Genomic DNA, 19,358 nt, shown 5'->3' on the forward strand with positions numbered 1-19,358 from the left:
GTTCACGGCGAGTCGATGACGTCGGCCACCGTCGCGCCCGCGCGCGCCATGCCGGTGGCGTTCGGGTGGTACGGGGCCGCCGCCGAGCCCGGCAGCAGCCCTTCCATCCACTTCTCGCCCGGCGCGGCGCAGACACCGTGCCCGGCACTGGGCGTCCGGAGGTCGACGAAGCCCGCGCCGTTCGCGGCGGCCCGCTCGGCGAGCATCGTGTGCAGCCGGTCGAAGGTGTTCTGGAGGTAGTCGGCGTCGCCTGGCCAGACGGGTTCTCCGGGCCAGCAGCCGCCCGGCCGGAAGTACGTGCCGTACGAGACGACGTAGACCTTCGCGTGAGGGGAACGCCGGTGGATCTGTCCGAGGGCAGAGGTGATCCTGGGCGCCGTACGGGTGATCCGTTCGGCGAGCCGGTCCCGGCCGCCTGCCGTGTAGACCGACTCGCACGTCCGGCCCAGGCCCGCCGACCGCGGGTGCAGCCGGACGCAGGACGGCAGGGCGGTGCCCAGGCTGATGTCGTTGGCGCCGACGGCCAGGGTGACCAGGTCGGTGTCCGGCCGCAGCGCGTCCAACTGGGGCGGTACGAGGACGAGCTGCCGTCCGGCCAAGTCCTTGGTGGAGGCGCCGCTGCACGTCACGTCGGTGAGGCGGGCGCCGAGCCGCGCGGCGGCGATGGTCGGCCAGTTCCGGTTCGAGCGCAGGCAGGGAAGGCTCGTCTGGACCGGAATCAGCGGACCGGCGGCCGAGGAGTCGCCGAGCGCGACGTAGTGGGGTTTTCGTACGGGGAAGGCATCGGCGGCGGCCACCGGCGCGCCGGGCGCGGCCAGTACAGCGGCCAGCGCGGCAGCCGCCGCGACAACGCATCCGGCACGGCGCGGGTTTCGGGCCATCGCACTCTCCTGCTGTTCGTGAGGGGACGACCGTGACAACCACGACGATCACGGACAAGGAAGACTCCCCGCAAGACCCGGCCGCCAAAAGCGCCGGCGCGGAAACTCGGTGGCGGTGCACGGGGCTCGTGTGGGAGAACTCAGCCATGAGCGATGCCACCACTTCGGCCCGGGAGACGGCACTCACGGTCGGCGCCCACGACGCCGCCCTGGACAAGCGCCTGGAGGACGAGCTCGACGCCTTCAACGCCGCTGCCACGGACGGCGCCGAACAGGCCGAATTCTCGGTGCGGGTGACGGACACGGAGGGCGAGTTGATCGGCGGACTGAGCGCCTGGGTGTGGGGCGGGCTGTGCGGTATCCACCTCCTGTGGGTACGGGAGGACAGCCGGGCGGCCGGCTGGGGCGCGAAGCTGCTGCACGCCGCGGAGCAGGAGGCGGTACGGCGCGGCTGCGGCCGCGCGACGGTGTCCTCGTACACGTTCCAGGCGCCGGGCTTCTACGAGCGGCAGGGATATACCGAGGTCGGGCGCGTGCCGGGGATGCCGGGCGGGCACGCGGACGTGTATCTGTACAAGGAGCTGAAGGGCTGAGGCGGGCGGGGGCGGGCGGCGCCCCGTTTCCCGGACCTCCCGCATGAGGTACGGTGCGTGCCATGACCACGTACTCGACCTTCCGTGAGGCGGAGCCGCTGCGCCGCGGCCCCCACGGCGAGTGCGCGCCCCGCGGCATGACGTTTCTGCGCCGCCGCGGCCGGGTGGGTTCACCCCCGGCCGCCGCTTTCCGCTGTCGGTGACCTCCCGGGCGTGACGGCCCTCCCGACGGCAGCGTCCGCGCACCGCGGCAGCTCCGCACCCGTACGGCAGCGGCGCCTGTTCCCGTGATCCCGGTTCCTTCGGGGCCGGTACGAGCGCCGTGCCTCGCTCCGCATCTTCCGCTCCTCTCCCTCCAGGAGGACCCCTTGACGGCTACCGCCGACCACGCCGCCCCCGCCCGGCTCTCCCCCGCTCTCCGCGACCACCGCATCCCCGCCGACGGCCTCTACGAGGGCACCCGCGTCCTGCGCCGGACGCCCGAGGGCTGGGAGGACCGGCCCTACGAGCGGTTCGAGATCGTTCCGCAGGCCGCGACCATCGGCGCGGAGATCCGCGGCCTCGACCTGTCCCAGCCCCTGGCACCCGCGCTGCGCGAGGAGTTGAACCGTGCGCTGCTGGAGTGGAAGGTGCTGTTCTTCCGGGGGCAGCACCTCACCTCGGCCGCGCAGCGCGCGTTCGCCCGCCACTGGGGCGAGCTGGAGACCAATCCGCTGCTGGCCACGGGGGACGCCGAGGACGTCGTACGGTTCGACCGCAGCGCGGTGTCCACCTTCGAGAACGTCTGGCACACGGATGTGACGTTCCGCGAACGTCCGGCGCTGGGCGCCGTGTTGCAACTGCGCGAGGTCCCGCCGTCCGGCGGCGACACCCTGTGGGCGGACATGGCGGCCGCGTACGACAATCTGCCGCAGGACGTACGGGACCGTATCGACGGCGCGACCGCCGTGCACGACTTCCTGCCGGGCTTCGCGCGCTTCTACTCCGCCGAGCGGCTGGCCCCGTTCCAGGAGCAGTTCCCGCCGGTCGAGCACCCGGTCGTACGGCGGCACCCGGAGACCGGCCGCCGGATGCTGTTCGTCAACACCTCCTTCACCACCCGCATCGTGGGGTGGGAGCGGGCGGAGAGCGACCGGATGCTGCGGCTGCTGTTCCAGCAGGCGCACGTGCCGGAGTTCCAGGTGCGGTTCCGCTGGCAGGCGGGGGACATCGCCTTCTGGGACAACCGGGCCACGCAGCACTACGCGGTCAACGACTACGGGGCGGGGCGCCGGATCGCCGAGCGGGTGGCGATCACGGGGGATCGTCCGTACTGACGTGGGGCGTCCGAGCTCCCCGGGCGTGGGGCGCGGGCCGCCTCCCCCGGGCGCCGGGCCCCTCCCTCGGGTGCCGGACCGCTTCCCCCCGGCCGCCGGAACGTTACTGCACAGCCCCGGCCCCCGGCACCCGCACGTCCGCCTCCCGCGCCTCCAGCGCCGATATCTCCAGCCCCCGGGTGTCCACCCCCCGGACGTCCACCTCCGGGCCGCCCCGCAGCAGCGCCGCCCCCAGCGGCGTCAGCGTGTGCAGTACGGCGTTGCCGTGGCGCAGCGTCAGCAGCAGGCCCGCGTCGCGCAGCACCGTCGCGTGCTGGCTGGCCGAGGCCAGTGAGACGTCGACGCGCCGGGCCAGTTCGCTCGTCGTGCAGCCGCCGCCCACGCCGTGCAGGATCGCCGAGCGGGTCCGCCCGACGAGCTTGCCCAGCGAGTGGCCGGGCGAGACGGTCGGCATGACGCGGGGCGCGGGGTGTTCCAAGGGGTAGACGAGGACGGGGGTCAGGTCGGGGTCGGCGAAGGTGACGGGCGTGTGGCGGCAGAAGAACGACGGGAGCAGGAGCAGCCCCCGGCCGTTCAGGAACAGGTCGCGGTCCACCGGGTAGTCCACTTCCAGGACGGGCGGCCGCCAGCGCATCGTCGGCGGGAGCGAGGCGAGCAGGTGGTCCGCGCCGCCGTCCAGCAGCGCCCGGCCGCGGGCGGCCCGGTCCGCCTCGATACGGGCCTGGAGCAGCGGCCAGTAGGGCGCGACGGCGTTCTCGTAATAGCTCCGCAGCGCGCCGGCGAGCCGTCCGAGCGCCGCGGAATCGCCTTCGCTCAGCTCCCGCAGCCATGACGGCAGCGGCCGGGTCGCGGGCAGCCGCGAAAGTTCGGCGTGCAGTCGGGCGGGCGGGGTTGCGCGAAGTGCCGCCAGCCCTTCGTCGAGACCGAGCAGCCCCTCCGGCGGCGTCAGGAAATCCGGAAAATAGCCGCGCGTGGGAACGAGCGGCGCCAGCAGTCGTGTTTCACCATTCAACCTGCACCGTGCTTCGGAACGCCATTTGCCGAAGGCCGCGCCGGGCCGCCGGTCGCGCAGTCGGTGAAAACTTAAAACGGTCTCCCACAGCACGTCAGGGCGCGCGGCAATGCGCACCCGGGCCAGATCCGGTCCACTGAAATGGACGCGTAGCACCGAACCCCCACCAATGCTCCCTAGTCGACCCCCGGCCATCTGAGTATGCACGCAGACACAGCCTGTCACCACGCCCTTTTGGCCAGAGTTGAAAGGGGTCGCGCCAACACGGCGCGCAGGGAAAGCTGTAACTCAATTCGACGGCAGTGCGAATGGAACGGATTGCTCGATCCCGTGGGGGGTGACGAGGCAATGACCGACCGCTCAGCATTTGCCGTGGAAGGCCGTCAACCAGGCCGACATGGCTGACGGCAGCTCCCGAGGGGGGAGTCCGGAGAAAAGCGAGGGCGGCACCTCCGCACAGGTGCCGCCCTCGTCGGGTTCCGGAGCCGGTGTCAGGGTGAGGGTCGGTACGGTCTGACACCAACTCCGGTTGGCCTACCGGGTGTTACGGGTTCACCGGCTGTCGCTGCCCAGGGACTCCGCCGCCGCACGGCCCGCTTCGAGGCGGGCGACCGGGATGCGGAACGGGGAGCAGGAGACGTAGTCCAGGCCCACCTCGTGGAAGAAGTGCACCGACTCCGGGTCGCCGCCGTGCTCGCCGCAGACGCCGAGCTTGAGGTCGGGGCGGGTGGCGCGGCCGGCCTCGGCGGCGCTGCGGACCAAGGAGCCGACGCCGTCCTTGTCGATGGTCTCGAACGGGCTGACGCCGAAGATGCCCTTCTCCAGGTAGGCGGTGAAGAAGCTGGCCTCGACGTCGTCGCGGCTGAAGCCCCAGACCGTCTGGGTCAGGTCGTTGGTGCCGAAGGAGAAGAAGTCGGCCGACTCGGCGATCTGGCCGGCGGTCAGCGCCGCGCGGGGCAGTTCGATCATCGTGCCGAGGGTGAGCTTGAGGTCCACGCCGCGGGCCTGCTCGACCTCGGCGATGACCTGCTCGGCCTCCTCGCGGACGATCTCCAGCTCCTGGACGGTGCCGACCAGCGGGATCATGATTTCGGCGCGCGGATCGCCCTTGGCGGCGTTCTTGCGCTCGGCCGCCGCCTCGGCGATGGCCCGCACCTGCATGGCGAACAGGCCGGGGATGACCAGACCGAGGCGGACGCCGCGCAGGCCCAGCATCGGGTTCTGCTCGTGCAGCTTGTGCACGGCCTGGAGGAGGCGCAGGTCGTTCTCGTTGGCGTCCTTGCGGGACTCGGCGAGGGCGACACGTACGGAGAGTTCGGTGATGTCGGGCAGGAACTCGTGCAGCGGCGGGTCCAGGAGGCGGACCGTCACCGGCAGGCCGTCCATCGCCTCGAACAGCTCCACGAAGTCGGCCTTCTGGAGGGGCAGCAGACCGCCGAGGGCCGCCTCCCGGTCGGCGTCGGTGTCGGCGAGGATCAGGCGCTCGACCATCTCGCGGCGCTCACCGAGGAACATGTGCTCGGTGCGGCACAGGCCGATGCCCTGGGCGCCGAAGCGGCGGGCGCGGGCCGCGTCCTCGGCGTTGTCGGCGTTGGCCCGTACCCGCAGCCGGCGTACCCGGTCCGCGTACGCCATGATCCGGTGTACGGCCTTGACCAGCTCGTCGGCGTCGTCGGCGCCCGCGTGCATCCGGCCCTCGAAGTACTCGACGACCGGGGACGGGACGACCGGCACCTCGCCGAGGTAGACCTTGCCGGAGGAGCCGTCGATGGAGACGACGTCACCCTCCTCGACCACGATGCCGCCGGGCGCGGTCATGCACCGGCGCTTGGTGTCGACCTCCAGCTCCTCGGCGCCGCAGACACAGGTCTTGCCCATGCCGCGGGCGACGACGGCGGCGTGCGAGGTCTTGCCGCCGCGGGAGGTGAGGATGCCCTCGGCGGCGATCATGCCGTTGAGGTCGTCGGGGTTGGTCTCGCGGCGGATCAGGATGACCTTCTCGCCGGAGCGGGACCACTTGACCGCGGTGTAGGAGTCGAAGACGGCCTTGCCGACGGCGGCGCCGGGCGAGGCGGCGATGGCCCGGCCGATCATCTGCGTCTTCGCGTTCTCGTCGAAGCGCGGGAACATCAACTGGGCGAGCTGCGCGCCGTTGACCCGCTGGAGCGCCTCGGCCTCGTCGATCAGCCCCTGGTCGACGAGCTGGGTGGCGATACGGAACGCGGCGCCCGCGGTGCGCTTGCCGACGCGGGTCTGGAGCATCCACAGCTTGCCGCGCTCGATGGTGAACTCGATGTCGCACAGGTCCTTGTAGTGCGTTTCGAGCGTTTCCATGATCTGCATCAGCTCGTCGTAGGACGGCTTGTCGATGCCTTCGAGGTCGGCGAGCGGCACGGTGTTGCGGATGCCCGCGACGACGTCCTCGCCCTGCGCGTTCTGCAGGTAGTCGCCGTAGACGCCCTGCTGGCCGCTGGCCGGGTCGCGGGTGAAGGCGACGCCGGTGCCGGAGTCCGGGCCGAGGTTGCCGAAGACCATGGAGCAGACGTTGACGGCGGTGCCGAGGTCGCCGGGGATGCGCTCCTGGCGGCGGTAGAGCTTGGCACGGTCGGTGTTCCACGAGTCGAAGACCGCGCGGACGGCGAGGTCCATCTGCTCGCGGGGCTCCTGCGGGAAGTCCCGGCCGGTCTCCTTGGAGACGATGTCCTTGAACTGCCCGACGAGGTTCTTCAGGTCGGCCGCGTCCAGGTCGACGTCGACGCGGACGCCCTTGGCCTGCTTGGCCTCCTCCAGCGCCTCCTCGAAGAGGTCGCCGTCCACGCCGAGCACGGTCTTGCCGAACATCTGGATGAGGCGGCGGTAGGAGTCCCACGCGAAGCGCTCGTCGCCGGCCTGGGCGGCGAGGCCGGAAACCGACGCGTCGGACAGGCCGATGTTCAGCACGGTGTCCATCATGCCGGGCATCGAGAACTTCGCCCCGGAACGCACCGATACGAGAAGGGGGTTGTCGGCCTGGCCGAGCTTCTTGCCCATGGTCGCTTCGAGCGCTTCCAGGTGCTCACTGACCTCGGCACGCAGTGCCGCGGGCTCCTGGCCGCTGTCGAGGTAGACCTTGCACGCCTCGGTGGTGATCGTGAACCCCGGCGGAACGGGAAGCCCCAGGTTGGTCATCTCGGCGAGGTTGGCGCCCTTGCCGCCGAGAAGGTCCTTGAGGTCCTTGTTGCCCTCGGTGAAGTCGTAGACGAACTTCGAAGGCTCGGACGGGGTTACGTGGGGATCTTGTGTTTCCGGCACGGGAATCTCTCCTCGCCGCGGGCTGCCCTGACGGCGAGGAACATACCCAGATCGAAGGCGTCTGGGTACGTCCACTCGGTCGACATACGCCCGTAACCCGTCGTCCGCCAGCAGATCGAAAGTCGCGGCGGGCGGAGGTCCGGCTTCATGTCCTGAAGACATGATGGCGTGGAGCGACCAATGGATCGCTGGACGACTACGGAGTGCATTTTTCCGTCGAACAGCCGAACGCGTGATGAGTGGCACCCAGTGCCAGCATTGGAGAGGTGCACTCCTGCGCGAAACGCTCATCTGAGCGCACCCCCTATCAGGGGTGGCGAGAATCACGCCGTTGCACCGCCCCCGGTCCCGCGATGCGGACCCGGAATCGGACCGGTCGAAAGCCGAGAGGCCGGGCTTCCGCCCGGCCTCTCGCGTCGCGTTTGCTCCTCAGCCGCCCGAAGTGTCCAGTTCCGCGTCGGCCGTGACGCCCGTGCGGTCGTACGGGTCGTCCAGCCAGCCGTCCGGCAGGACCACCCGGTTCCGGCCAGATGTGCGGCCACGGGGTCCGTCCGCGCCCACGGGCCAGGGCTGGTCGAGGTCCAGCTCGCTCATCAGAGCGTCCAGTTCGTCCAGTGACGAGGCGATTGCCAGCTTCTTGCGGGACTCCGAGCCGATCGAGAAGCCCTTGGTGTACCAGGCGACGTGCTTGCGGAAGTCGATGACACCGCGCGCCTCGTCCCCGATCCACTCCCCCAGCAACGTGGCGTGCCGCAGCATCACGGCCGCGACCTCCTTGAGCGTCGGCTTCGCGTACGTCCCCGTCCCCTCGAAAGCCGCCACCAGGTCGCCGAACAGCCACGGCCGCCCCAGGCAGCCGCGCCCCACGACCACGCCGTCACAGCCGGTCTCACGCACCATCCGCAGCGCGTCGTCCGCCGACCAGATGTCCCCGTTGCCCAGCACCGGGATCTCCGGCACGGCTTCCTTCAGGCGCGCGATGGCGTCCCAGTCGGCCGTGCCGCCGTAGTGCTGGGCCGCGGTCCGGCCGTGCAGCGCGATGGCCGTGACACCCTCCTGGACCGCGATCCGGCCCGCGTCGAGGAAGGTGATGTGGTCGTCGTCGATGCCCTTGCGCATCTTCATGGTGACCGGCAGATCGCCCGCGTTGGTCACCGCCTCGCGCAGGATGGAGCGCAGCAGGTGCCGCTTGTACGGGAGGGCCGAGCCACCGCCCTTGCGGGTCACCTTCGGCACCGGGCAGCCGAAGTTCAGGTCGATGTGGTCGGCCAGGTCCTCTTCGGCGATCATGCGGACGGCCTTGCCGACGGTGTCCGGGTCGACGCCGTAGAGCTGGATGGAGCGCGGCTTCTCCGTCTCGTCGAAGTGGATCAGCTGCATGGTCTTCTCGTTGCGCTCGACCAGCGCCCGCGTCGTGATCATTTCGCTGACGAACAGGCCCTTGCCGCCCGAGAACTCCCGGCACAGCGTCCGGAAGGGGGCGTTGGTGATCCCGGCCATCGGCGCGAGGACCACGGGCGGCTGCACCGCGTGCGGGCCGATCTGCAGCTGAGTCATGAGGAGCGGGTTTCCTTCGGCGGTCGACGGGCGGACTGAGCGACCTCCCATTGTCGCGCACTCCGGCGACTGCCTCGCCAGAGCCGTGGGTCCCCCGGTCGCGGGCTCCCGCGGCGGGCTCGCCAGAGCCGTACGCCGCCCGGTCGCGGGCCCCCGCGGCAGCTTGTCGCGCACCGGCCCGCCCCGGCTCGTCGCGGGCTCCCGCGGCGGCCTGTCACGTCCACCACCGGCGGGCTCTCCAGAGCCGCCGGCCCACGTTCGTTGTACCGTTCACCTATGCCCGAGCCGAGTCACCGGCGGCGCCTGCTCGTCCTGGCGATCTGCTGCATGAGCCTGCTGATCGTCAGCCTCGACAACACCGTCCTGAACGTCGCCCTGCCGTCCATGCAGAAGGATCTGGACACCTCGGTCTCCGGGATGCAGTGGACGATCGACGCCTACACCCTGGTCCTCGCCTCGCTGCTGATGCTGGCTGGCTCCACCGCCGACCGGCTCGGCCGCCGCCGGGTCTTCCAGGCGGGCCTGGTGGTCTTCTCGCTCGGCTCGCTGCTGTGCAGCCTGGCGCCGAACCTGGAGTGCCTGGTCGCCTTCCGCATGGTGCAGGCCGTCGGCGGCTCGATGCTCAACCCCGTGGCCATGTCGATCATCACCAACACCTTCACCGAGCCGAAGGAGCGGGCCCGCGCGATCGGTGTGTGGGGCGGCGTGGTCGGCATCAGCATGGCGGCCGGGCCGATCGTCGGCGGGCTGCTGGTGCAGACCGTCGACTGGCGCGCGATCTTCTGGATCAACGTTCCCATCGGGGCGCTCGCCCTGTTCCTGACCATGCGCTACGTGCCGGAGTCGCGCGCGCCCAGGCCGCGCCGCGTCGACCCCGTCGGCCAGCTGCTGGTGATCGTGCTGCTCGGCGCGCTCACGTACGCGATCATCGAGGCACCGGCCGCCGGCTGGATCTCGCCGCTGATCCTCGGCTTCGCCGCGGCGGCCGTCGCCGCACTCGCCGGACTGCTGCTGTACGAGCGGCGCCGCACCGAACCGCTGATCGACCTGCGGTTCTTCCGCAGCGCGCCGTTCAGCGGCGCCACGGTCGTGGCGGTCTGCGCGTTCGCCGCGCTCAGCGGCTTCCTCTTCGTCAACACGCTCTACCTCCAGGACGTGCGGGGCCTGTCCGCCCTGGACGCCGGGCTCTACATGCTGCCGATGGCGGGCATGACGCTGGTCTTCGCGCCGCTGTCCGGACGGCTGGTCGGCTCGGTGGGCCCGCGGCTGCCGCTGCTGCTGGCCGGGCTGGCGACGGCGGCCAGCGGGGTGCTGTTCGCGGGCTTCGAGGCGGAGGCGGACACACCGCTGCTCTTCACCGGGTACGTGCTCTTCGGCGTCGGCTTCGGGCTGGTCAACGCGCCCATCACCAACACCGCGGTGTCCGGGATGCCCCGTACGCAGGCAGGCGTGGCCGCGGCCATCGCCTCCACCAGCCGGCAGGTGGGCGGATCGCTGGGGGTCGCGGTGATCGGCGCCGTACTGGCCAGCGGCACCCGCGTCGCCGCCACCGGCAGCCGGTTCGTCGAGGCGAGCCGCCCCGCCTGGTGGATCATCGCCGGATGCGGCGCGGCCGTGCTGCTGCTGGGCGCGCTGACCACCGGCCGCTGGGCCCAGGGCACCGCGCGCCGCGCCGCGGAACGTCTGGAGTCCTCGGGGGACCAGGCCCCGCCGCAGGGGCCCGGCGGTCAGCCCTCGGCCCGGATCAATGCCTGAAGCTGCTCCAGCCGCTCGTGCGACACCTCGTCGTCGGGCGTGTAGGTGAGCATCTTCGGGCCGTGGCTGGGGCCGGTCCACAACCCGGTGGAGGACAGCCGCAGCACACCGACGTCCCGCTGGCGGAAGAGCTTGGACTGGCTCACCGGCCGTACGACCTCCTGCCGCGCCCAGATCTCCCGGAACTCCGGCGAGGCCGCCTCCAGCCGCGCCACCAGCGCCTTCCAGGCGGGCTCGGCGACATGGCCCGCCATCGAGGCACGGAACTTGGCGGCCATCACGCGCAGCGTCCCGTGCAGATCGACCAGGCTCTCCCGCCACTCCGTGTGGGTGAACGCCAGCCACAGGCAGTTGCGGTCCTCCTCCGGGAGCGCGTCCAGGTCGCACAGCAGCCGCCCGTAGGTGCGGTTGTACGCGAGGATGTCGAACCGGCTGTTCTGCACGACGGCGGGGAACGGCGACAACTGGTCGAGCATCTGCCGCATCGGCACCGGTACGCCCGTGCACTCCTTGCCGCGCACCGGATCGGTCGCACCGGCCAGCGCGAAGAGGTGGCCGCGCTCGGCCCGGTCCATCAGCAGCGCGCGGGCCACGGCGTCCAGCACCTGCGGCGAGACCCTGATGTCCCTCGCCTGCTCAAGCCATGTGTACCAGGTGACGCCGACGGCGGAGAGGTGGGCGACCTCCTCGCGGCGCAGGCCCGGCGTTCGGCGGCGGGCGCCGCGCGGCAGGCCGACCTGCTCCGGGGTGATCCGCTCGCGGCGGCTGCGCAGGAAGGCGGCCAGCTCACCGCGCCGGACGGCGCCGTCCGTGGGCGGCGGCTGCTGCGCTGTCCCCGGGTTCCCGGTCTCCGGATTCGAGGGCCCCGGCTGCCCCGTACCCGGGTTCACCGTCCCCGGCGTCGCCGTGATCGGCTCCGTCCCCGGGATCGCTGTCCCCGGCTGCACCGTCTCCGGCATCGTGGCGGTCATGATCCCAGGATGCCGGAGCGGTCAGCCGGTTGCCAGGTAGATCCGGTACCAGGACAAGGAGACTCTGGTACCCCTCTGGGCGGCGGACGATCGTCTTCCTTGTGAGCGATACCGACGTACGCGACGTACGAACCGTCCCGACACGGGCCCCCGGGTCCGCCCCCACCCGCCCTACCGGCGCCACTCGTCCCACCCACCCCGCGCTGACCACGCTCGGCCTGGTCACCGTGCTCCTCGGCGCCGCCCTGCCGATGATCGACTTCTTCATCGTCAACGTCGCGCTGCCGACCATCGACCGCGACCTGCGCGCGGGCCCGGCCCTGCTGGAGATGGTCGTCGCGGGCTACGGCGTCGCGTACGCGGTCCTGCTCGTCGTCGGCGGACGGCTCGGTGACATGGTCGGCCGGCGCCGGCTCTACCTGTGGGGACTGGCGGCCTTCGGCCTCACCTCGCTCGCCTGCGGCCTGGCGCCGGACGCCTGGACACTGGTGGTGGCGCGCGTCGCCCAGGGTGCGGCGGCGGCGCTGCTGCTGCCGCAGGTGCTGGCCACCATTCAGGCCACGACGAGCGGAGCGCGCCGGGCCAAGGCGGTCAGCCTGTACGGCGGTACGGCCGGCGTGGCCAGCGCCGTCGGGCAGGTGCTCGGCGGGCTGCTGGTCGCCGCCGACCTGGCCGGGACCGGCTGGCGTGCGGTCTTCCTGGTCAACGTGCCGATCGCCGCGGTGGCGCTGCTGCTCGCGCTGCGCACCGTGCCCGAGACCCGCTCGCCGCATCCCAGCCGGGTCGATGTGCCCGGCACCGTGCTGCTGGCCGTCGCGCTGGTCAGCCTCCTGCTGCCGCTGACCGAGGGCCGCGCGGCAGGCTGGCCGGTGTGGTCCTGGCTGCTGCCGGCCGTCTTCCCGTTCGCCGCCGCGGCGTTCGTCGTCGTCGAGCGGCGCGCCGAACGGGCCGGACGTACGCCGCTCGTCCCGCCGTCCCTGCTGCGCCTGCGCTCCGTACGCAGCGGCCTGGCCGTGATCCTGCCGTTCTCGCTGGGTTTCGGCGGCTTCATGTTCGTGCTGGCCGTCGCCCTCCAGGACGGTCTGCGGTACGGGCCGCTGGCCGCCGGGCTCGCCCTCGCGCCGCTGTGCGTGACGTTCTTCTTCGCGTCGCTGGCCGGGCCGCGACTGGTGGCCCGCTTCGGGCGGCGGGTGGTGCTGGCCGGGTCGCTGATCCAAGGCGCCGGGCTGTTCGCGCTGGCGCTCGTCTTCCGTACGCAGTGGCCCGGAGTGTCCGCGCCCGCCCTGGCGGCGGCCATGGCGGTCCTCGGCGTGGGCCAGGGTCTCGTCCTGCCGATCCTGCTGCGCATCGTCCTCAGCGAGCTGCCGGCGGCGCAGGCCGGAGTGGGCAGCGGCGCGATGGTCACCACCCAGCAGGCCGGTCTGGCACTGGGCGTCGCGACGCTCGGCACGCTCTTCCTCACGTTGCTGCCGTCACTGGGCGTGCGGAACGCCCTCATCGTCGCGCTCCTCGCGCAGTTGGCGACGGTCGGGCTCAATGCGGTGCTCACGTTCCGGTTGCCGCGGGTGGTGCGGTAGCGCGCGGCCGGGCGGGGCAGGCCACAGCCGGGGCATTCGAATAACAGATATTGAAATCTGTCATCACACATGCCATGGTTGCGGAGAGCCGCCGCCACGCGCCGTGTTCCCCCGCGACGCGTGGCGGCCCCTCATCCACCTCCCTCCCCCGTTCCTGAGGAGCGCCCCGTGCAGACCCGCACCCTCGGCACCACAGGCCCGCAGTCCTCGGCCCTCGGCCTCGGCTGCATGGGCATGTCCGCCCTGTACGGCGACCCGGGCGACCGCGGCGAGTCCGTCGCCACCATCCACGCGGCCCTCGAAGCCGGCGTCACCCTGCTGGACACCGGCGACTTCTACGGCATGGGCCACAACGAGCTGCTGATCAACGAGGCGCTGCGCACCGCCCCCGCGGCCCGCCGCGAACAGGCGCTGACCAGCGTCAAGTTCGGCGCCCAGCGCACTGTCGAGGGCGACTTCATCGGCTTCGACGGCCGGCCCGCCGCGGTGCAGAGCTTCGCCGCGTACTCGCTCCAGCGGCTGGGCACCGACCACATCGACATCTACCGGGTCGCCCGCGTCGACCCCGACGTGCCGATCGAGGAGACGGTCGGCGCCATCGCCGAACTGGTCGAGGCCGGCCACGTACGGCACATCGGGCTGTCCGAAGCCGGCGCGGACACCCTGCGCCGGGCCGCCGCCGTCGCCCCGATCTCCGACCTCCAGATCGAGTACGCGATCATCTCCCGCGGCATCGAGGAGACGGTCCTGCCCACCGCGCGCGAGCTGGGCATCGGCGTCACCGCGTACGGTGTGCTCTCCCGCGGCCTGCTCAGCGGCCATTTCGCGCGCGACCGCGAGCTGTCCGCGGACGACTTCCGTGCGGCGAGCCCGCGCTTCCAGGGCGAGAACCTGCACCGCAACCTCGACCTGACCGACGCGCTGCGTGTGATCGCCGAACAGAAGGGCGTCACGGTCGCGCAGATCGCCATCGCCTGGGTCCTCGCCCAGGGCGAGGACATCGTGCCGCTGGTCGGCGCCCGCCGCCGGGACCGGCTGGCGGAGGCCCTGGGCGCGCTGGACGTCACGCTGGACGCCGACGACCTCGCGGCCATCGAGCGCGCCGTCCCGGCGGACGCCGCGGCCGGCGACCGCTACCCGGCACAGCAGATGGCCCTTCTGGACAGCGAACGCTGACCTTAGGGGCACGGTCGGGGAGCGTACGGGTACGGTCCGTGGAAGGACGTCTCCGCGTCCGCACCAGGACGCACCGCCCGGCGTGTCCTCGACCCGAAAGGCCCGTACGCCCGCCATGCCACCAGCCGAGACCCTGACCCCCGAACGCATCCTCGAAGTGACCGAGGACGTACTGCGCCGCTACGGCCCGGCCAAGGCCACCGTCGTCGACGTGGCGCGCGCGCTGGGCGTCAGCCACGGCAGCGTGTACCGGCACTTCCGCACGAAGACGGCGCTGCGCGAGGCGGTCACGCAGCGCTGGCTGGACCATGCGAGCTCGCGGCTGCGGGCCGTCGTCACCGAGGACGGCCCGGCGCCGGAGCGGCTGCGCCGCTGGGTGCACACGCTGTTCACCGCGAAGCGGCACAAGGCGGGCGACGACCCCGAACTGTTCGCGACCTACATGACGCTGGTCGGCGAGAGCGGCGGTGTCGTGGAGCAGCACCTCGCCGACCTGACCGGCCAACTGGCGGCGATCATCCTCGACGGCATCGAACAGGGCGCTTTCGCGCCGGGCGACTCGGCGACCCTGGCCCGCGCGGTCTTCGACGCGACCGGCCGCTTCCACGATCCGCACTACGCGGCGGAGTGGGCGCAGCCCGGCATCGAGGAGGCGCTGGGGGCGGTGGTGGAGTTGGTGTTGCGGGGGTTGCGGGCTTGACGTGACGGCGGCGATTGTCAGCGACGCCCACTACGCTGAGTGTTGACTGGATCACTTCGCGGGAAGGGCGCATCATGACAGTGATGCTCGAACGAGCGAAGATCATAGACGTCTCCCACGGCTCGACAGCCTTCCAGGAGCTGTGCCGCACCGTCCTGAGCATGGACGTGCCCGATGGCTACCGGGCGGGAATCATCGGGGGAAAGACCGTCATGTCGCCGTGTCGCTTTTCCCGAGCAGGAGCGATGTTACGGGCCCGATCCCTACGGCCTCCCCAGGAAGGACCGGGAGAGAACGGGTACGCCAAGGGCGACACCGTCGAGTTCGGCGATCCGCTGCACATCCCCGTGCCAGCTCGACACGACCGACTTCGTCGTTGCCCTCCTGGACGACGAGGAAGAGTAGGGGACGCACGGCGCCCCTCACACCCCCAGGAACCGCAACACCGCCAGCACCCGCCGATGATCCGCGTCCGCCCTCGGCAGGTCCAGCTTGGCCAGGATGTTGTTGATGTGTTTCGCCACCGCCGACTCGCTCACCACGAGCGCTCCCGCGATGCCCGCGTTCGACCGGCCCTCCGCCATCAGCGCCAGCACCTCCCGTTCGCGTTCGGTCAGCCGCTCCAGCGGGTCGCTGCGGCGGCGTACCAGCAACTGCGCCACCACCTGCGGGTCCAGCGCGGTCCCGCCGTCGGCGACCCGGCGCAGCGCCTCGATGAACTCCTCGACGTCCGCGACCCGTTGCTTGAGCAGATAGCCGATGCCGCTGGTGTTCGAGGCGAGGAGGTTGGCGGCGTACCGCTCCTCCACGTACTGCGACAGCATCAGCACCGCCGTACCGGGCCACCGCTCCCGGATCTCCAGCGCCGCGCGCACCCCTTCGTCCGTGAAGCCGGGTGGCATCCGTACGTCCACCACCGCGAGCTCCGGACGGTGCCCGTCCACCGCCGCCACCAGCGCCTCGGCGTCGCCGACCTCGGCGGCCACTTCGAAGCCGGCCGTCTCCAGCACCTTCACCAGCCCGATCCGCAGCAGGACGGAGTCCTCGGCGATCACGGCGCGGCGTACGGCGGGCGTCAGGTCGTGCACGGCAACTCCACGGTCATGGTGGTCGGGCCCCCGACGGGGCTGCTCATCCGGAACGCCCCGTCCACGGAGCGCACGCGCTGGGCGAGCCCCTTCAGACCGCTCCCCCGGGCCGGATCGGCACCGCCCACCCCGTCGTCCGTGACGACCACCCGCAGTATCTCCCCGAGGCGGGTCACGTTCACCTCGGCCCGGGTCGCCTCGGCGTGCTTGGCCACATTGTTGAGGGCCTCGGAGACGACGAAGTAGGCGACCGCCTCGACGGCGGGCGCTGCCCGGTCGGGCAGTTCCGTCCACAGCCGCACCGGCAGCGGCGCCCGCGCCGCCAGGCCGGACAGGGCCGCGTCCAGACCGAGTTCGTCCAGGACGGCCGGGTGCAGGCCGCGCACCAGACTGTTCAGTTCCTCGATGGCTTCCTTGGCGTCCCGGTGCGCCTCGTCGATGACCTGCCGCGCCTCGGGCGGCAGGTCCTTGAGCGTGGCCTTCGCCAGCCCCAGGTTGAGCGCGAGCGCGACCAGCCGCTGCTGCGCGCCGTCGTGCAGGTCCCGTTCGATGCGGCGCCGTTCGGCGTCGGCGGCGTCGACCGCTCCGGCCCGGCTCTCGGTCAGGTCCTCCACGCGGCGTTCCAGTTCCTCGGAGCGGCTGACGTAGAGGACGGCGCGGCCGACGATGTTCTCCAGCCGTACGAGGCCGCCGGCCAGGGCGGGTACGGCGGCCAAGGCCGCCAGGCCGACGGCCGTGGCGTATCCGGCCCAGGTCCAGACCCCGGCGTGATGGACCCGCCATTCCCACCCGATCGCCCCGACCCACACCAGGCTGGTCGCCGCCGCCAGTGCCGCCACGAACGTCGCCAGCACGGCGAGTTCGAGGAGTCCGAAGAGCGGGCCGATCAGGCAGTTGTAGGCCCACTGCCGCTTCCCCTCACGCCGGCGCAACCTTGGCAGGTCCGCGCCGCACAGTGTCCGGAACCGCCACCGCTGGGCCGCGGTCAGGCCGTAGGCGGCGATCAGGAGCAGCGTCACCGGGACCGGCAGCAGCAGGGTTCCGAGGTCGGACGCCGGCCCCAGGATGTCCATGAGCTGGAGCAGCACCCAGAAGATCAGCAGGGGCGGTACGGCATGCAGCGGCACTCCGGCGCCGATGAAGAGAAGATCGCGGCGCAGCCGTACGAGAGCACGGCGCAGCCGCGGTGGGGTGGTCATGGACAAACGGTATGCGGCGGCCTGACAGGCGGGCCATGAAGCCACTTTCCGCTCCGGAGGTGCAACTGGTGCCACCCCAGGTCGGACACCGGCGTTACTGACCACGGCCGCTCCCGCCGGGAGAGTGGATCACGAGCCCGAAAGCCGGGCCGGCCCGACCCGGAAAAGGCGCACCCATGGCACTCATCGCCTTCAACTCCCCCTGCACGGAACGCGCCTTCACCCTGGCGGCGCCCCGCCGTACCTGGGCGGGCCGCATCCTGACCGGCGCCGGACTCGCCCTGCTGCCGTGGATGGGCTACCTGGCGGGAACCCTGCCGCCCCCGGAGGCGGCGGCCTGGGTGGCGCTGGACGCGGTGGAAGCGGCGTGCCTGCTGGTCGCCGGCACCCGGCTGGTGAACGGGCGGCCCGGCCACCGGGCCGCCGCGGCGACGGCCGCGGTCCTGCTCCTCGCCGACGCGTGCGCCGACGTGGCGACGGCCGGGCCGGGCAGCGAGCTGGTGGGCGCCCTGGCCATGGCGGTCGGCGCGGAGCTGCCGCTGGCGATCACCTGCGCGGCGCTCGCCGTGCGACCGGCCCGGTGACGCCAGGCGGCGATCACGCGGAGCACGAACGCCGACCGGGCTGGGAAATTCCAGTCCGGCCGGCGTTCGAGGCCGTCTCTTCCGCGCGGCGGCGCCCCGCGAAGGGTCAGCAGCCGAGCAGTCGCGCGCCCAGGTACGCCTGGATCTGGTCCAGCGACACCCGCTCCTGCTTCATCGTGTCGCGCTCGCGCACGGTGACCGCGTTGTCGTCCAGGGTGTCGAAGTCGACGGTGACGCAGAACGGCGTGCCGATCTCGTCCTGGCGGCGGTAGCGGCGGCCGATGGCACCCGCGTCGTCGAAGTCGATGTTCCAGTTCTTGCGCAGGTCGGTGGCGAGGCCCTTGGCCTTCGGCGAGAGCTGCGGGTTGCGGGACAGCGGCAGCACGGCGACCTTGACCGGCGACAGGCGCGGGTCGAGGCGCAGCACCGTGCGCTTCTCCATCTTGCCCTTGGCGTTCGGCGCCTCGTCCTCGGTGTACGCGTCGAGCATGAAGGCGAGCATCGCGCGGCCGACACCGGCCGCGGGCTCGATGACGAACGGGGTGTAGCGCTCGCCGGCCTCCTGGTCGAAGTACGACAGGTCCTGGCCGGACGCCTTGGCGTGCGAGGACAGGTCGTAGTCGGTGCGGTTGGCGACGCCCTCCAGCTCGCCCCACTCCGAGCCGCCGAACTGGAAGCGGTACTCGATGTCGGCGGTGCGCTTGGAGTAGTGCGAGAGCTTCTCGGCGGGGTGCTCGTACCAGCGGATGTTCTCCTCGCGCAGGCCGAGGTCGCGGTACCAGTTGTACCGCTGCTCCATCCAGTACTCCTGCCACTGCTCGTCCTCGCCCGGCTTGACGAAGAACTCCATCTCCATCTGTTCGAACTCGCGGGTCCGGAAGATGAAGTTGCCGGGCGTGATCTCGTTGCGGAAGGACTTGCCCATCTGCGCGATGCCGAACGGCGGCTTCTTGCGGGAGGTCTGCTGGACCTGGGCGAAGTTGGTGAAGATGCCCTGCGCGGTCTCGGGACGCAGGTAGGCGACGGAGCCGCTGTCCTGGGTCGGGCCGAGGTGGGTGGAGAGCAGGCCGGAGAACTGCTTGGGCTCGGTGAACTGGCCCTTGTTGCCGCAGTTCGGGCAGTTGACCTCGGTCAGGCCGTTCTCGGGGAGGCGGCCGTGCTTGGCCTCGTACGCCTCTTCGAGGTGGTCGGCACGGAACCGCTTGTGGCAGGCGGTGCACTCGGTCAGCGGGTCGGTGAAGGTCGCGACGTGGCCGGAGGCCACCCAGACCTCGGGGGCCAGGATCACCGACGAGTCGATACCGACCACGTCGTCGCGCGAGGTGACCATGGAACGCCACCACTGGCGCTTGATGTTCTCCTTGAGCTCGACGCCGAGCGGACCGTAGTCCCAGGCGGCGCGCTGGCCGCCGTAGATCTCACTGCACGGGTATACGAAGCCACGGCGCTTGCTCAGGCTGACGATTGTGTCGATCTTGTCGGCGGCCACGGTGCTCTCTTCATTGCGACGACGAACGGGTGGACAAGGCGGCGCCCTGCACCTCATTGAGGGGCGGCGGTCGGGATGCGCGCGGGCGAATAACTCAGGTTACCGGCGGCCCTGCCCCCCGGATCAAATCGGTTCCCCGGCAGCCCGCCCCGGGGCCCGTTGTTGACAA

General features: G+C 71.6%; 16 protein-coding genes. 8 read left to right on the forward strand and 8 right to left on the reverse strand.

Translation table 11 applies throughout. From position 1 onward, the window contains the following. Nucleotides 1-2: 2 nt before the first annotated feature. Nucleotides 3-881: an SGNH/GDSL hydrolase family protein gene (locus AB0A97_RS03865; RefSeq protein WP_361143988.1), complete on the reverse strand. Its 879-nt coding sequence runs from the start codon at nucleotides 879-881 to the stop codon at nucleotides 3-5. 146 nt (nucleotides 882-1,027) lie between these two features. Between AB0A97_RS03865 and AB0A97_RS03870 the strand changes: the two genes are divergently transcribed. The 3 genes from AB0A97_RS03870 (at nucleotide 1,028) to AB0A97_RS03880 (ending at nucleotide 2,790) form a co-directional block, all read left to right on the forward strand. Continuing rightward, nucleotides 1,028-1,474 (forward strand): GNAT family N-acetyltransferase, encoded by a 447-nt coding sequence (locus tag AB0A97_RS03870; protein ID WP_361143991.1) that lies wholly within the window; start codon nucleotides 1,028-1,030, stop codon nucleotides 1,472-1,474. Nucleotides 1,475-1,536: 62 nt separating this feature from the next. Then, the gene (locus tag AB0A97_RS03875) at nucleotides 1,537-1,677 is read left to right on the forward strand and encodes a hypothetical protein (RefSeq protein ID WP_361143994.1); all 141 of its coding nucleotides are present in this window, start codon (nucleotides 1,537-1,539) and stop codon (nucleotides 1,675-1,677) included. Nucleotides 1,678-1,842: 165 nt separating this feature from the next. Continuing rightward, nucleotides 1,843-2,790 (forward strand): TauD/TfdA family dioxygenase, encoded by a 948-nt coding sequence (locus tag AB0A97_RS03880; protein ID WP_361143995.1) that lies wholly within the window; start codon nucleotides 1,843-1,845, stop codon nucleotides 2,788-2,790. Nucleotides 2,791-2,893: 103 nt separating this feature from the next. Here the strand turns inward: AB0A97_RS03880 and AB0A97_RS03885 are convergent, their stop codons facing one another. The 3 genes from AB0A97_RS03885 to dusB form a co-directional block, all read right to left on the reverse strand. Then, the gene (locus tag AB0A97_RS03885) at nucleotides 2,894-3,802 is read right to left on the reverse strand and encodes a winged helix-turn-helix domain-containing protein (protein WP_361143998.1); all 909 of its coding nucleotides are present in this window, start codon (nucleotides 3,800-3,802) and stop codon (nucleotides 2,894-2,896) included. A gap of 552 nt (nucleotides 3,803-4,354) precedes the next feature. Then, nucleotides 4,355-7,093: a pyruvate, phosphate dikinase gene (ppdK, locus tag AB0A97_RS03890; RefSeq protein ID WP_361144001.1), complete on the reverse strand. Its 2,739-nt coding sequence runs from the start codon at nucleotides 7,091-7,093 to the stop codon at nucleotides 4,355-4,357. A 429-nt stretch (nucleotides 7,094-7,522) separates the two neighbouring features. Then, complete coding sequence (dusB, locus tag AB0A97_RS03895) at nucleotides 7,523-8,650, reverse strand: tRNA dihydrouridine synthase DusB (protein WP_125056367.1); 1,128 nt, start codon at nucleotides 8,648-8,650, stop codon at nucleotides 7,523-7,525. Nucleotides 8,651-8,926: 276 nt separating this feature from the next. On the opposite strand from dusB, the gene AB0A97_RS03900 reads away from it, so the two are divergent. Beyond that, on the forward strand, nucleotides 8,927-10,405 hold the full coding sequence (locus AB0A97_RS03900) for an MFS transporter (protein ID WP_361144004.1): 1,479 nt from the start codon (nucleotides 8,927-8,929) through the stop codon (nucleotides 10,403-10,405). On the opposite strand, the gene AB0A97_RS03905 is transcribed toward AB0A97_RS03900, so the two are convergent. Further along, nucleotides 10,378-11,376, reverse strand: coding sequence for a helix-turn-helix domain-containing protein (locus AB0A97_RS03905; RefSeq protein ID WP_361144006.1), 999 nt, complete (start codon nucleotides 11,374-11,376; stop codon nucleotides 10,378-10,380). The two genes, AB0A97_RS03900 and AB0A97_RS03905, sit on opposite strands and share 28 nt — an antisense overlap. Nucleotides 11,377-11,477: 101 nt before the next feature. Between AB0A97_RS03905 and AB0A97_RS03910 the strand changes: the two genes are divergently transcribed. The 3 genes from AB0A97_RS03910 (at nucleotide 11,478) to AB0A97_RS03920 (ending at nucleotide 14,829) form a co-directional block, all read left to right on the forward strand. Then, the gene (locus AB0A97_RS03910) at nucleotides 11,478-12,953 is read left to right on the forward strand and encodes an MFS transporter (protein ID WP_361144009.1); all 1,476 of its coding nucleotides are present in this window, start codon (nucleotides 11,478-11,480) and stop codon (nucleotides 12,951-12,953) included. Nucleotides 12,954-13,121: 168 nt separating this feature from the next. Next, nucleotides 13,122-14,129 carry an aldo/keto reductase gene (locus AB0A97_RS03915; RefSeq protein WP_361144012.1) on the forward strand — a complete coding sequence of 336 codons (1,008 nt, stop codon included), beginning with the start codon at nucleotides 13,122-13,124 and terminating at the stop codon, nucleotides 14,127-14,129. Nucleotides 14,130-14,244: 115 nt separating this feature from the next. Then, nucleotides 14,245-14,829, forward strand: a complete 585-nt coding sequence (locus AB0A97_RS03920; RefSeq protein ID WP_361145244.1) for a TetR family transcriptional regulator — start codon at nucleotides 14,245-14,247, stop codon at nucleotides 14,827-14,829. A 422-nt stretch (nucleotides 14,830-15,251) separates the two neighbouring features. On the opposite strand, the gene AB0A97_RS03925 is transcribed toward AB0A97_RS03920, so the two are convergent. Together AB0A97_RS03925 and AB0A97_RS03930 are read right to left on the reverse strand one after the other, a co-directional pair. Beyond that, nucleotides 15,252-15,884 (reverse strand): response regulator transcription factor, encoded by a 633-nt coding sequence (locus AB0A97_RS03925; protein ID WP_361145247.1) that lies wholly within the window; start codon nucleotides 15,882-15,884, stop codon nucleotides 15,252-15,254. A gap of 20 nt (nucleotides 15,885-15,904) precedes the next feature. Further along, nucleotides 15,905-17,116: a sensor histidine kinase gene (locus tag AB0A97_RS03930; RefSeq protein ID WP_361144015.1), complete on the reverse strand. Its 1,212-nt coding sequence runs from the start codon at nucleotides 17,114-17,116 to the stop codon at nucleotides 15,905-15,907. Between the two features lie 176 nt (nucleotides 17,117-17,292). Between AB0A97_RS03930 and AB0A97_RS03935 the strand changes: the two genes are divergently transcribed. After that, the gene (locus AB0A97_RS03935) at nucleotides 17,293-17,700 is read left to right on the forward strand and encodes a hypothetical protein (protein WP_361144018.1); all 408 of its coding nucleotides are present in this window, start codon (nucleotides 17,293-17,295) and stop codon (nucleotides 17,698-17,700) included. Nucleotides 17,701-17,806: 106 nt separating this feature from the next. Here the strand turns inward: AB0A97_RS03935 and AB0A97_RS03940 are convergent, their stop codons facing one another. Then, on the reverse strand, nucleotides 17,807-19,189 hold the full coding sequence (locus AB0A97_RS03940; RefSeq protein WP_361144021.1) for a glycine--tRNA ligase: 1,383 nt from the start codon (nucleotides 19,187-19,189) through the stop codon (nucleotides 17,807-17,809). Nucleotides 19,190-19,358 lie beyond the last annotated feature (169 nt).

This window comes from Streptomyces sp. NPDC045470 (genome assembly GCF_040646595.1).
Taxonomy (GTDB): domain Bacteria; phylum Actinomycetota; class Actinomycetes; order Streptomycetales; family Streptomycetaceae; genus Streptomyces.

Coding starts and splice junctions, on each gene's coding strand:
- AB0A97_RS03935 (WP_361144018.1), top strand. CDS start 17,293: ATGGCACTCATCGCCTTCAACTCCCCCTGCACGGAACGCGCCTTCACC.
- AB0A97_RS03875 (WP_361143994.1), top strand. CDS start 1,537: ATGACCACGTACTCGACCTTCCGTGAGGCGGAGCCGCTGCGCCGCGGC.
- AB0A97_RS03905 (WP_361144006.1), bottom strand. CDS start 11,376: ATGACCGCCACGATGCCGGAGACGGTGCAGCCGGGGACAGCGATCCCG.
- AB0A97_RS03865 (WP_361143988.1), bottom strand. CDS start 881: ATGGCCCGAAACCCGCGCCGTGCCGGATGCGTTGTCGCGGCGGCTGCC.
- AB0A97_RS03930 (WP_361144015.1), bottom strand. CDS start 17,116: ATGACCACCCCACCGCGGCTGCGCCGTGCTCTCGTACGGCTGCGCCGC.
- AB0A97_RS03870 (WP_361143991.1), top strand. CDS start 1,028: ATGAGCGATGCCACCACTTCGGCCCGGGAGACGGCACTCACGGTCGGC.
- dusB (WP_125056367.1), bottom strand. CDS start 8,650: ATGACTCAGCTGCAGATCGGCCCGCACGCGGTGCAGCCGCCCGTGGTC.
- AB0A97_RS03920 (WP_361145244.1), top strand. CDS start 14,245: ATGCCACCAGCCGAGACCCTGACCCCCGAACGCATCCTCGAAGTGACC.
- AB0A97_RS03900 (WP_361144004.1), top strand. CDS start 8,927: ATGCCCGAGCCGAGTCACCGGCGGCGCCTGCTCGTCCTGGCGATCTGC.